Consider the following 12,104-nt stretch of genomic DNA (forward strand, 5'->3'; position numbering starts at 1 on the left):
GCCGGGCGCGGCGAGCGCGTGCGATGGAGGGTGCGAAGTAGTCGTCGCGCGGGCCGTTCCGGTCGGGGCATGGCAAACTCGGTGTCGTGCGTGAGGTGGGACTGTGGCGATAACCGTGTTGATCGCCGACGATCAGGCGATGGTGCGGCAGGGGTTCGGGGCGTTGCTCGCGGCGCAGCCCGATATCAGCGTGGTCGGCGACGCGGCGGACGGGAAAATCGCTGTGGCCGAGGCGAAACGGCTGCGCCCCGACGTGGTGCTGATGGATGTGCGCATGCCCGAGATGAACGGGCTCGACGCCGCCCGCTCGATTCTCTCCGCCGGCTTCGAACCACCGGTGCGGGTGCTCATGCTCACCACCTTCGATATCGACGACTACGTGTACGAGGCCCTGGGCATCGGGGCCAGCGGGTTCCTGCTCAAGGACGCGCCCGCCGAGGAACTGGTGCGCGCGGTCCGGGTGGTGGCCGCCGGTGACGCGCTGCTCGCGCCGACCGTGACGCGCCGGCTCATCGCCGATGTCACGCGTCGTCGCGCCCGGCGCGCGCCCGCGCCGCAGCTGTCGGTGCTCACCCCGCGGGAACGCGAGGTGCTGGAGCTGGTGGCGCGCGGCATGTCCAATGCCGAGATCGCTGAAAGCCTTTTTGTCGCAGAACAAACGGTGAAGACGCACGTGTCGAAGGTCTTCACCAAATTGAACCTGCGTGATCGGGCGCAGGCGGTGGTGCTGGCCTACGAATCCGGACTGGTGACCCCGGGCTGACCTGCCCGGACAGGGTTTCGGCGGGTAGGCTCACGGACTTGTACGTCACCGGAAGGGGGTCGTAGCCAGTGCTGAATAGCGGTGACGTGTTCGCCGGGTTCACCATCGAACGACTGCTCGGACAGGGCGGGATGGGCTCGGTCTATCTCGCCCGGCATCCCCGCCTGGGCAAGTTGACGGCACTGAAGCTGCTGAACCGGGAACTGTACGCGGACAGGGAGATACGCGCCCGGTTCGAACGCGAGGCGGATCTGGTCGCGCGGCTGGACCACCCCAATATCGTCGAGGTGTACGACCGCGGCACCGAGGACGAGATGCTGTGGATCTCCATGCAGTACGTGGACGGGGTGGACGCCGCCGGCATCAATGTCGCGACGCTGCCGCCCGAACGGGCGGTGCAGGTGATCGAAGGGGTGGCCAGCGCACTCGACTACGCGCACGGCATGGGGGTGCTGCACCGGGATGTGAAGCCCGCCAACATCATTCTGGCCCGCGCCGTCGCCGGCCACGGCGAGCGCGTCTTCCTCACCGACTTCGGCATCGCCCGCCTGCGCGAGGACTCCACCCACCTCACCCAGGCCGGCATGTTCACCGCCACCCTCGCCTACGCCTCGCCCGAGCAGATGACCGGCGCCCACCTGGACCCCAGCACCGACCAGTACTCCCTGGCCTGTGCCCTCTACTGGCTCCTGATCGGCGCCGGCCCGTACGACTCACCTCACCCCGCCGAACTGATCCGCGGCCACCTCCAGCTCCTCCCGCCCCCCGTTTCCCTGCGCCGCCCCGGCCTCTCGCCCGCCATGGACGCCGTCCTCACCAAGGCCATGGCCAAACGCCCCGTCGACCGTTTCCCCACCTGCACCGACTTCGCCAAGGCCGCCCGCCGAGCCCTCTCCGGCCCCCCGGTCCAGCACCCCGCCCACCAGCAGCCCATCCCCACCTACCCCAATCCTCCCGCGCCCCAACCGAACTACGCCCCCCAGCCCTACCCCGGCCAGACCTACCCGGCCCCGCCCCAGCCGTATCCAGCCACGGCGCTGCCACCCCAACCCTCGGCCTATATCGCACCCCCGCAGCAACCGCCCGCGCCCAATTACCCCGCGCCGCAACCGCAGTCCGCACCCCCCGGCTCCCAACAGCCCGTCGGTGCCCCCGGCTACCCGCCGCCCGCACAGTCGGCGGGGCCGCAGCCACAAGTCCCCGCGCCCGCTGCCGCCCCGGCCTACCCGCCGCCCCCATATCAGTCCGCCTACCCCGCGCCGGCACCGCAGGTGGTACCGGATGCCGAGCCAACGGATGCCGGGTGGGCGAATCGGTTGGCGGATGCGCACGATGCGTCGCAGCGGCCGACGGATGTCGTTCCGCAGCCGGTGGTTTCGGCGGGGCAGCCGGAGGAGTCATCGGCCGGGGGTGCGGCCGGGCTCGACGCGTCGGGGACCGACCGGCCGGAGCGGGCGGGATCCGCGGCAGCGGACGAGGATTCGTCGAGTTCGGTGGGCGGTGGTGTATCGGGGCCGTCGGTTGCCGACGGAACGAGCGAATCGGATTCGGGGGAGCGGGGTCTCGGCGGGACCGCCGGGTCGCCCGGCTCCGAGGGGATCATCGCCGAGCCGGTGACGGTGCTGGCACAGCCGGTTGTCGCGGCGCCGGTGTCCGAGGCGTCGTCGGCCGCGGCTGAGTCGACAGCGGGTGCGGTGGCCGGGGAGTCGGACGAGGCGGGTGCGGCTGCCGGGGCTGCGGAGATGCGGGCGACCGAGCCGGTCTGCGATGGGGAGACCGCGGAGTCCGGCGGGCCGCGGTCGGATGGCGCTGTTGGTGCAGCGGATTCCGGTGGCGCTGAGGACGAAACGGGTGGTGTGGCGCGGCATCCGGATTCGGGGGCATACGTGCCCGATGCGACGGACGGTAGCGGCTGGTCGAACGGTGTGGGCGGGGCGCGGAGCGTACGCGGGGTGGCGGCTGAGGGGGCGACGTCGGGTTACGCTGTGTCCGAGCCGGTTTCGGACGCAATGGCCGGAACGACGGGTTCTGGTCCGGCCGCTGGAATGCCGGGATATGGGGGCTATGTCGGTGGGGTGCCGGGTGGCCCCGGGTACGGTGGGCCGCCGTTCGGGGGAAATCCGGTGCAGCCCGGGCTGATTCCGACGTCGCAGCGGGCGGAGGCGTCGCAGCTCACCGCCGTGGTGGTGCTGGGGCTGGCGGTGGTGGCACTGGTGCTGCTGGTGGTTGTCGCGGTGCTGGTTGTGTCGGGCTAGGCCCGGGGGCGCGGGTCGGCTCGGGGGCCCAGGACCATTTGGCCCTTGTCGACCAGGATTTGGCGGGCGCGGCGGCGGACCAGGCAGTTGTCCACGGTGCAGAACTTGTGGATCTGCATGGCTTGATGGGCCTGGGTCAGGGCCAGGTCGCCGGGGTCCATCGTGCAGTCGAACAGATACATCATGGTATCCACCGGGGGTCAGTGCAGGGGGCTGAACAATTCGCGGTCCGGCACTGGTGCTCGGCATGCGGCGCATCCGCGCCGGGCCTCGTCAAGCCTATCGAGATTCCTGAGGCCCCACACCGCATTCGGATCCCTTGTCACGCCTGGTCATACCGAGCGACCGCGGAGCGGCCTGGGAGGGATTGGGTGCGCCCGGCTCGGGGACGAGTGGGTCCAGAGATATCAGGGCTCCGGCTTCTCACCGGGCGCGACTCCAGTCCAGCACCGTTTCGGCGAACCGGCAATCGAAGCCCGGACGCGGTGGGAAACTTTCCGAAAGCTCCAGGTCAGCATTCATATCGCGTGGGAGCATCATTCGCAGTGACCGAAAACCGCCTTCGTGGGGGAGGATTCGATGTCGGAGCATGGTTCGACGCTGCCGCGTCGTCAGCTGGGGCGATACCTGCGGGAAGGTCGGATGCAGTGCAATATGACGATCGCCGAGGCGGCGGGGCTGATGGAGTGGAGCGAATCGAAGCTGCAGCGGCTGGAAACCGGTAATGCCGAGAAGATCCGGGTCCTCGACGTCCGGGAATTGTGCCGAATCTACGACTTCGACGATGAGTTCAGCTCCGCCCTCACCGGCCTCGCGCAACAGGCCGGCGTCAAGTCCTGGTGGCACGAGTACGACGATCTGATTCCCGAGGGTTTCAATATGTATGTGGGCCTGGAGGCTTCGGCCCGCGCCCTCATCTCCTATCAGCCGGAGATCATCCCGGGACTGTTCCAGACCGCCGAGTACGCAAGGGTCCTGATCAATGATTACTGGCCGGATGCTGCACATGACGAACTGGACCGCCGCGTGCAGTTGAAGACGCGTCGTCAAAGCCTTCTGACGCGCAAGCGAAGTCCGGCCACCTTCGACGTCGTGGTGCACGAAACCGCATTACGTCGCGTTGTCGGCGGCCCGCGAGTGATGGCCGCGCAGCTGCGGCGCGTCGCGGACATGTCGACACTGCCGACGATCGCTGTTCGTGTACTACCCTTCTCGGCGGGCATCCCGATCGGCCACACCGTCGGCCCGTTCGTGATCCTGGATTTTGGCCGGGATTCGGGCAACCGGCCTGTCGAACCCACGGTCGTCTACCTGGAGAACTTCCTCGGCGACCTCTACCTGGAGAAGCAGGCCGCGGTCGACCGATACCGCGAGGCGTACCGAGCGATCCAGCGCGCCGCGCTGGACGAGACGACCAGCAGAGACCTCCTGCGGAGGGCGGCGAAGGAGTATGCGACGTGACCGTCGAACCCGGCGTCCGGTGGTTCAAGAGCGCCCGCAGCACCGGCGCGAAGGAATGCGTGGAAGTCGCCTTCCTCTCCGGTGGCGTCGGAGTCCGGGACAGTAAGAACCCCAGCGGTCCGGCGTTGATCTTCCCGCCGGCGGACTGGGATCGTTTCACCGCCGCCCTGGCCGCCGGGCGGTTCGACGACTGAACCTCGGCCCGGCGGAATCCGGTGGCGGCGCTGCGAATCAGGCCGTGCGGGCGGCTGCGGCACGGGCGGAGTTGAGGGTGACCGCGGCGGCGTTCCAGATGGCGTAGGCGCTCACCGAGTAGGGCACCCAGGTCGGGTGGTGGATGACTAGCAGCACGATGGTGGCGACGGCCAGTGCCACCGCGCGGGTGACGATGCCGTTGTGGAGCAGGCTGCGCAGCACCTGCGCGTCGACGAGGCTGATGGTCTTGACGGCGTTCATGATTTTCCGACCTCGAGAATTCGCACGGGGTCCCCGAGGGGACCGATCGCGTCAGAATGGGACAGATTACGCGGCGGGCCAGTCGTTTTCGGTCTCGCCGACCTTGTTGACGTAGTTGGTCAGGGTCTGCAGGGCGACCAGGGCGACGATCTCGAGCACCTGCTCCTGCGTCCACCCCGCGGCCAGTGCGGCGGCCGGGTCGGCCTTGCCACGGCTCTCGGTCAGTTCACGGGCGAAGGCAACGGCCGCAGCCTCTTTCGGGTCCGCGGAGGTGCCGGCCTTGGCCGCCTCCACCTCCGCGTCGCTCAGCCTGGCGACCCGCTTGCCGGTGAAGGTGTGCGCCGCGACGCAGTATTCGCAGTCATTGGCCGCGCCGACGGTGAGCGCGATGCGCTCGGAGGTCGGGGTCGGCAGCGTGCCCTTCTTCAGTGCGCCGGACAGCCCGAGGTAACCCTCCAGTACCACGGGCGCGTTGGCCATCACCTTGGTCATGTTCGGCACCCGGCCCATCCGCTTCTTGACCTCGTCCAGCAGCGGTGCGTTGTCGATCGGGGTGATCATGATGTCCTCATCTTTCTAACGGAAGATCGTGCCTCTGTACGTTAGAACATAATGGAACGAAAGCGCAATACCCGTTAGAATGTGGACATGGTCGATCCCTTGGCACTCCGTTTGGCGAACACCATCCGCGCCACCAGCCGTGGCCTCACGGACGCCTTCGGCACCCCCGAATCCACCCGGGAGTGGCTGGTCGCCAATGCCCCGAATATCGGTGTGTACCTGGACCTCGAGGCGTACCTGCCCACCGAGGACGAGCGCGCCGCCCTGGCGGACCTGCGGCAGGACGTGCGCGCGCTGTTCGCGGAATACGTTGCGCCCCAGCCGCCCAGCTCCGCCGACGCCGCAGTGCTGCCGGCCTTCCCGGACGCGCTGGCCGCCATCAACCGCGCGGCCGCCCCCGCGCTGCGGCTGCTGGCATGGGACGACGCGGGTCCGCATACCGAGCACCGGTTGCTGACCTCGGACGACCTGGCCACCGTCATGGCCGGACTGGCAGACGCCACCATCGAGTTCTTCTCCGGCCCCGAGGCCGCCCAGATTCGTGTCTGCCCGGCCCCGCGCTGTGTGCGCTACTTCCTGAAATCGCACCCGCGCCAGGAGTGGTGCTCGGTGGCATGCGGCAACCGCGCCCGCGCCGCCCGCCACTACGCCCAGCACCGCGACTGAGTCCAGCGCCGCCACCGAGCCCGGCATCGTGAGCGAGCCCGGCGGCCGTTACCGAGTCGAGTGCTGCGACCGAGTCCTGGGCCGCGGTCGATCTGTCTTCCGCAACGCGACACGGCCCTCGCGCCGATAGGTGCGAGGGCCGTGTGCGGCAGTGTATTTCGACTCGGGGCGACCCGGCTCAGCCGAAGAAGGCGGCCGCCTCCCGGTACCGATCCTGCGGCACCAGCTTGAGCTGCTTGGTGGCCTCCGACAGCGGCACCAGTTCGATCTCGGTGCCGCGCAGCGCCACCATCTGCCCGAATTGCCCGGCGTGCACGGCTTCCGCGGCGTGCACGCCGAAACGCGTTGCCAGCACACGGTCGTATGCGGTCGGGGTGCCGCCGCGCTGCACGTGCCCGAGCACCGTCACCCGGACTTCCTTGCCGATGCGCCGCTCGATTTCCGGCGCCAGCTGCTGGGCCACGCCGGTGAACCGCACATGCCCGAATTCGTCGATGCCGCCGTCGCGCAGGGTCATGGACGCGGGGTCGGGGTGCGCGCCCTCGGCCACCACGCAGATGAAGTGCGAATCCCCGCGCTGGAAGCGGCGTTTCACCATGGCGCAGACCTCGTCCACATCGAACGGCACCTCGGGCACCAGCGTCAGGTGGGCGCCGGAGGCGATGCCGGAGTTGATGGCGATCCAGCCGGCATGCCGTCCCATCACCTCGACCAGCATGACGCGCTGGTGGGATTCGGCGGTGGTGTGAATCCGGTCGATGGCCTCGGTGGCGATGGAGACGGCGGTGTCGTGGCCGAAGGTGGTGTCGGTGCAGTCGATGTCGTTGTCGATGGTCTTGGGAACGCCCACCACGGGCACGCCCTCGTCGGCCAGCCAGGAGGCGGCGGTCAGCGTGCCCTCGCCGCCGATGGGGATGAGCGCGTCGATGCCGTTGTCGTCGAGGGTCTGCTTGATGCGGGAGAGTCCGGCGCGCAGCACGTCTGGATTGGTGCGCGCGGTGCCGAGAATGGTGCCGCCCTTGGTGAGCAGCCGATCGGTGCGGTCATTGTTGAGGATCTGGATCTTGCGATCCTCGAGTAGGCCGCGCCAGCCGTCCTGGAAGCCGACGATCGCATCCCCCCAGCGGCCGTTCGCGGTACGAACGACAGCACGGATCACGGCATTGAGGCCTGGGCAGTCTCCGCCTCCGGTCAAGACTCCGATGCGCATGGTCCCCATCTTGCCCTGAGTTCGGCGGCCTGTGATCCTCGCCCCCGTGAACCGCGGGTTACGGTTTCCGCTAGCCGGCGGTGCAGATACCACCCTTGAGTTCGCCGAGGTGCTTGCCGATCAGGGCGGCGATCTTGGTGAGGATGGCGGTGCCGTCGTCGAAGGAACCGGAATTGGGCTGGGTGGCAACCGCGATGGCGATCTGGCCGCCGTCCACGGGGATCAGTCCGAATTGCCGGACCAGGTAGTTGCCGCTGGGATCGGGTCCCCAGCCGCCCTTGAAGATCGCGCCGTCCAGATTGCCCAGCCCCCAGCGCTGGGTGGAGCTGATCTTGCCCATCAGTGAGGTGACGTCGTCGGATTGCGCCAGGCAGGGGAGTTTGGCGGCGAATTTCAGCTGATTCGCCAGCGACCATTCGGCCTGTCCGAAGGCGGAGTAGTCGGCCCGGGCGCGGGTCGCGGGCACCGTGGTCTCGGTGTCGCCACCCTCGCGTAGCACGTCCTGGACGGTCTGGGCCGCGACCTCGGGGGTCCCCAGCGCCTGCCAGAGGGTATCGGCGGCGGTGTTGTCGGAGTATTCGATGGCATTGACCGCCGCCACCTGATTGCCCGAACTCTTGCGCAGCGCCGCCAGGGTCAGCGGGACCTTCATGGTCGACCAGCCGGGCCCGGAGCTCCAATCGCCCAGAGCCAGCACACGATCGGTACCCACCGGCATCACGGCCAGCCCGACCTTACCGGCCAGCGACGGCTTCAGGTCGTTGGTGAAATCCCAGGCCAACGAGCCGGGCAGCGCCATGACGGTGGTGGGGCTGGCGGCGCTGGGCGCGGCCGCGGCCACGGTGGTCTTGTCCGGGACCAGTACCGGCTTGCTGCTGCACGCGGTCAGCGCCCCGACCAGCACGACCAGCGCTCCGCATCCCCGCGCGAGCCGCCGTCCGCGCCAACGGGATCCGTACCCCGCATCGCGTGCGCTGTCCAGTGCGTCGCGCTGGTCAGCGTTCCGCGAATACGGTGCGTGCACCCCGTAACCTCCATCTGCCCCGGTGTCCGGTGCGTTTCCCTGTTCCTAGCGGACGCACCTGGACCCGTCAATCGCAAGGATTGTTGTGGGTCAGGACACTGGCGGTCAAACCCGGTGGGTATGGACGTTTTTCACCGGCTCACGCCCGATTCGGGGTGCACGCTGGGCATTTTGAAACGGATACGCACAGAATGTGTTAGTGCGAGCAGAGTCCGCCGTGCAGGTCGGGCAGATGGTCGCCGACCAGCAGTGCGAGCTTGTCCATCATGTCCGTGGCGTCATCGAAGCTGCCCGAAGTGGGCTCGGCCGCCATCGCCACCGCCACCGGTCCGTTCAGTGTCGGGACCAGCCCGAACTGGCGGACGGTGTACTTACCGGTGTCGTCGTCGGGACCCCAGCCGCCCTTGAACTCCGCGCCGATGAGCCGGCCCAGGCCCCAGCTCTGGCTGGGGGTGATCTCACTCATGAGCGAGACCACGGAATTGGCGTGCGGCAGGCAGGGCAGCCGGGAGGCGAAGTGCACCTGATCGGCCAGCGACCAGTCGGTGGCGCCGAAGGCGAGCAGATCGTCGGACTCCAGCGCGGCCAGCTTGGTGTGGCGCGCGGCGACGTCGGTGGTGGCGTCGCCGGCCTCGCGCAGCACCGCCTCGACCGCGTCGGCCGCCTCGCTGCCGGTGCCCAGAGAGTTCCAGAGCGTCTGTGCCGCATCATTGTCGGAGAAGGTGATGGCGGCCTCGGCGGTGGAGCGCATGCCCACCGGATCGTGACGCAGCGCGGCGAGCGCCAGCGGCACCTTGATGGTGGACCAGGCGATGCCGGTGCTCCACTCACCCAGCTGGGTCATGTCGCCGCCGCCGACGGGCATGACCGCCACGCCGACCCGGCCGTCCAGGGTGGCCTTCAGATCGTTGAAATCCGCTGCGAACGCGACGGATTTCGGCAGCCCGAACAGCTCCGGCAGATCCGGTCCGATCATGCTCGGGACCGGTAGTGCGGAGCTGTCGCCGACCGGTTTGATATCGTCCGATTGCGCCGAATGATGCTGTGCGGCATTGAGATTCACGCTACAAGCGGAGACGGCCAGGACGGCCGCCACTGCCAGCCCGCGCACAAACCCCTTGCGACAGGCCGGAATTGGATCAATAGACATACACCACCGCGTTCTCACCGCCGACGCAGGTCACCAATTTGCCTGCGGCCGTGCAGTTCATCGTGTAAGACCGGCCGGTCACCGGGCTCACTGCCACCACACTAACTGCCGAAGCCGGCCGGCCAGAAGCCGCGTCGGCATAGGCTCGGCGAACCTCTTCCGCGAAAGGGCAGGTCGTGACCGTGTTTCCGATCGCGGAACTGGCGTAACCGCCGAGCGCCGCATATACCGGCGGACACGACGTCGCTCCCGCCGGCAATTGCACAGTGGTGGGAGCCGGCGTCGTCGCCACCGGGCCCGTCTGCTGCGAGTGCGGGGCCGTGGTGCCCGGAACACCCTGTGCTGCCGTCGTTATGGGTGCTTCGTTCCCGGAGCGGTCCAGGACTTGCCAGCCCACCGCACCGGCGATGGCGGCCACCGCGACCACGAGCACGCCGATGGACAGCGGCGCCGCCATCGACTTGCCCTTACGCCGCTTTCCCGGCTCCCGGGGCGGCGGCTGGACGATGGGGTGATCCGCGGTCGGGTACAGCGAGGGATCGGGCGCCGGCGCGTACGGGAAGTCCCGTTGCTGCGCCTGGGCATGGCCCCAGACCGCCTGCTGCTGCGCGTCGGCCGGCAGCGGCGTGTAGTGGAAATCGCTGACCCGCACCCGGGTCGGATCCGACGGCAGGATGACCGGCAGATCGCCGGTGGGCGAGGGTTCCTCGACGGCCGGGAAGGATCCGGTGATGTAGGCCGGGATCGCCCCGGTGTTCAGCCCGAGTCCGGAACCGGGTTGCCGCACAGTGGGATCGGATGGCCGCACAGTGGGATCGGCATTCCGGGCGGCCGGCCGGCCCGCGGCCGGCGTCCCGCCCGGCATGACCGTGGTCGGCGGCCCGGCGGGCGCGCCGGTCGGCAGCATGGTCGTCGGCGGCGGGCCGACCGGTGGACCCGGCGGCACGGTCCGGCCCGGCCGGGGCTGCCCGGCGGGCGCGGGCAGCGGCTGACCACCGGCCAGCGCCGCCCGCGCGGCCCGGGCGAATTCGCCCGCAGTGAAGAACCGGTCGTTCGGATCCTTGGCCAGCGCCTTGGCCACCACGGCATCCAGCGCGGGCGGAATCCCGGCGCGCAGCATGCTCGTCAGCGGTGGCGGCTCCGACAGATGCGCGCGGATCAGCACGCTCATGTTGTGCGCCGGGAAGGGCTTGTCACCGGTGAGGCACTCGTGCAGCACACAGCCCAGCGAGTAGATGTCGGCACGCCCGGAGACCGGCCCGGCGTCGAAGCGCTCGGGGGCCATATAGGCGTAGGAGCCCACGGCCGTGCCGGTCATGGTGATGGTGGAATCGCCCTCGGCGCGTGCGATGCCGAAATCCGCGAGATATGCGAAATCTGCATCAGTCACAAGGATGTTCGCGGGTTTGACGTCCCGGTGCACCAGCCCCGAATAATGCGCGGCGTCCAGCGCCGCCGCGATCTGCTCGATGATCCCGATGACCCGCAGCGGCGGCAGCGCGCCGTACTGGTCCAGCAGCGATCGCAGATCCCGCCCGCGCACCAGCCGCATATCGATGTAGAGCACACCGTCGATCTCGCCCCAGTCGTGGATGGGGATGATGTGCGGCTCCGCCAGCCGTGCCGCCGCCTGCGACTCCCGGCGGAAACGCTCCTGGTACGAGGGGTCCTTCGCGAGTTCTTCCGGTAGCAGCTTGAGGGCGACGACCCGATCCTTGGAGGTGTCGTAGGCCTCGTAGACCTCTCCCATGCCGCCCCTGCCCAGCAGCGAGCGCAACTCGTACGGCCCGAACCTGCTTCCGGCCCGCGATGGCGGTGCATCCACCCCGTCCAACCTCCAACTCTCGGGAGGGAAGCAGACGAGGACCCGCGACCCACCCCTCTAGGAGGTGGATTCTCCCGGTGCCACCACGCCGTGGTCAAACGCAAAGACGATGGCCGCGGCCCGGTCGCGTAACCCGAGCTTCCCGAAGATATGTCCCACGTGGCTCTTCACCGTTACCTCCGAGATACCGAGTGTGCGCGCGATCTCAGCATTGAGGCGGCCGCGGCCGATCAGCTCTAGCACCTCGAGCTCGCGAACGGTCAGCTCGGACAGCCGATCGCCGCCGGGTGCGGGCGTGGGACGGGCCGAACGATAGGTGGTCAGCACCCGCGGCGTGACCGTCGGGTCCAGCCAGGAGCCGCCGGTGGCGACGGTCCGCACCGCGCGGATCAGATCCTCGGCGGGGGAGTCCTTGAGGATGAACCCGGCCGCGCCCGCCCGCAGCGCGCCCGACAGCAACTGGTCGTCGTCGAAGGTGGTGAGCACCAGCACCGGCGGCGCGTCCACGACCGTCCGCAGCGTCCGGGTTGCCTCGATGCCGCCGATCCGCTTCATACGCAGATCCATCAGCACCACATCCGGGCGGTGTGCGGTGACGGCCGCGGGCACCTCGTCCCCGTCCGCGCACTCGCTCACCGTGAAACCGTCGCGGCGGCGCAGGATTCGACGCAGCCCGCCGCGCACCAGCTCCTGATCGTCGACGACGAGCACGCCGATCGGCTCGTCGTCCGGA

The 12,104-nt window shown here is 69.0% G+C and carries 13 protein-coding genes; 5 read left to right on the forward strand and 8 right to left on the reverse strand.

Translation table 11 applies throughout. From position 1 onward, the window contains the following. Window positions 1-103 precede the first annotated feature (103 nt). Window positions 104-763, forward strand: coding sequence for a response regulator (locus tag ACIRRA_RS19650; RefSeq protein ID WP_379402413.1), 660 nt, complete (start codon window positions 104-106; stop codon window positions 761-763). A gap of 68 nt (window positions 764-831) precedes the next feature. Then, the gene (locus ACIRRA_RS19655; protein WP_402769751.1) at window positions 832-3,018 is read left to right on the forward strand and encodes a protein kinase; all 2,187 of its coding nucleotides are present in this window, start codon (window positions 832-834) and stop codon (window positions 3,016-3,018) included. Here the strand turns inward: ACIRRA_RS19655 and ACIRRA_RS19660 are convergent. Beyond that, window positions 3,015-3,212: a hypothetical protein gene (locus ACIRRA_RS19660; RefSeq protein ID WP_402769754.1), complete on the reverse strand. Its 198-nt coding sequence runs from the start codon at window positions 3,210-3,212 to the stop codon at window positions 3,015-3,017. The two genes, ACIRRA_RS19655 and ACIRRA_RS19660, sit on opposite strands and share 4 nt — an antisense overlap. A gap of 385 nt (window positions 3,213-3,597) precedes the next feature. On the opposite strand from ACIRRA_RS19660, the gene ACIRRA_RS19665 reads away from it, so the two are divergent. After that, complete coding sequence (locus tag ACIRRA_RS19665) at window positions 3,598-4,479, forward strand: helix-turn-helix domain-containing protein (protein ID WP_402769756.1); 882 nt, start codon at window positions 3,598-3,600, stop codon at window positions 4,477-4,479. Further along, a complete protein-coding gene (locus tag ACIRRA_RS19670; RefSeq protein ID WP_402769759.1) occupies window positions 4,476-4,673 on the forward strand; it encodes a DUF397 domain-containing protein in 198 nt (65 codons plus the stop codon). Before ACIRRA_RS19665 ends, ACIRRA_RS19670 begins: the two co-directional genes overlap by 4 nt. A 37-nt stretch (window positions 4,674-4,710) precedes the next feature. Here ACIRRA_RS19670 and ACIRRA_RS19675 read toward each other — a convergent pair whose 3' ends face one another. After that, window positions 4,711-4,935 (reverse strand): hypothetical protein, encoded by a 225-nt coding sequence (locus ACIRRA_RS19675; RefSeq protein WP_402769762.1) that lies wholly within the window; start codon window positions 4,933-4,935, stop codon window positions 4,711-4,713. A 66-nt stretch (window positions 4,936-5,001) separates the two neighbouring features. Continuing rightward, window positions 5,002-5,496 (reverse strand): carboxymuconolactone decarboxylase family protein, encoded by a 495-nt coding sequence (locus ACIRRA_RS19680; protein WP_402769765.1) that lies wholly within the window; start codon window positions 5,494-5,496, stop codon window positions 5,002-5,004. An 87-nt stretch (window positions 5,497-5,583) separates the two neighbouring features. Between ACIRRA_RS19680 and ACIRRA_RS19685 the strand changes: the two genes are divergently transcribed. After that, entirely contained in the window at window positions 5,584-6,162 is a 579-nt protein-coding gene (locus tag ACIRRA_RS19685; RefSeq protein WP_402769768.1) for a CGNR zinc finger domain-containing protein, read from the forward strand. 178 nt (window positions 6,163-6,340) lie between these two features. Here ACIRRA_RS19685 and ACIRRA_RS19690 read toward each other — a convergent pair whose 3' ends face one another. From ACIRRA_RS19690 to ACIRRA_RS19710, 5 genes are all read right to left on the reverse strand, one after another. Next, the gene (locus ACIRRA_RS19690) at window positions 6,341-7,372 is read right to left on the reverse strand and encodes an ATP-dependent 6-phosphofructokinase (protein WP_402769771.1); all 1,032 of its coding nucleotides are present in this window, start codon (window positions 7,370-7,372) and stop codon (window positions 6,341-6,343) included. 70 nt (window positions 7,373-7,442) lie between these two features. Beyond that, on the reverse strand, window positions 7,443-8,396 hold the full coding sequence (locus ACIRRA_RS19695) for a hypothetical protein (RefSeq protein ID WP_402769773.1): 954 nt from the start codon (window positions 8,394-8,396) through the stop codon (window positions 7,443-7,445). 196 nt (window positions 8,397-8,592) lie between these two features. Beyond that, window positions 8,593-9,546 carry a hypothetical protein gene (locus ACIRRA_RS19700; RefSeq protein ID WP_402769775.1) on the reverse strand — a complete coding sequence of 318 codons (954 nt, stop codon included), beginning with the start codon at window positions 9,544-9,546 and terminating at the stop codon, window positions 8,593-8,595. Next, complete coding sequence (locus ACIRRA_RS19705; RefSeq protein ID WP_402769778.1) at window positions 9,536-11,371, reverse strand: protein kinase; 1,836 nt, start codon at window positions 11,369-11,371, stop codon at window positions 9,536-9,538. The genes ACIRRA_RS19700 and ACIRRA_RS19705 overlap by 11 nt, the downstream gene beginning before the upstream one ends. Before the next feature lie 57 nt (window positions 11,372-11,428). Further along, window positions 11,429-12,082 (reverse strand): response regulator transcription factor, encoded by a 654-nt coding sequence (locus ACIRRA_RS19710; protein ID WP_354835362.1) that lies wholly within the window; start codon window positions 12,080-12,082, stop codon window positions 11,429-11,431. Between the last annotated feature and the right edge of the window lie 22 nt (window positions 12,083-12,104).

The organism is Nocardia sp. NPDC101769 (genome assembly GCF_044766925.1).
Lineage (GTDB): Bacteria > Actinomycetota > Actinomycetes > Mycobacteriales > Mycobacteriaceae > Nocardia.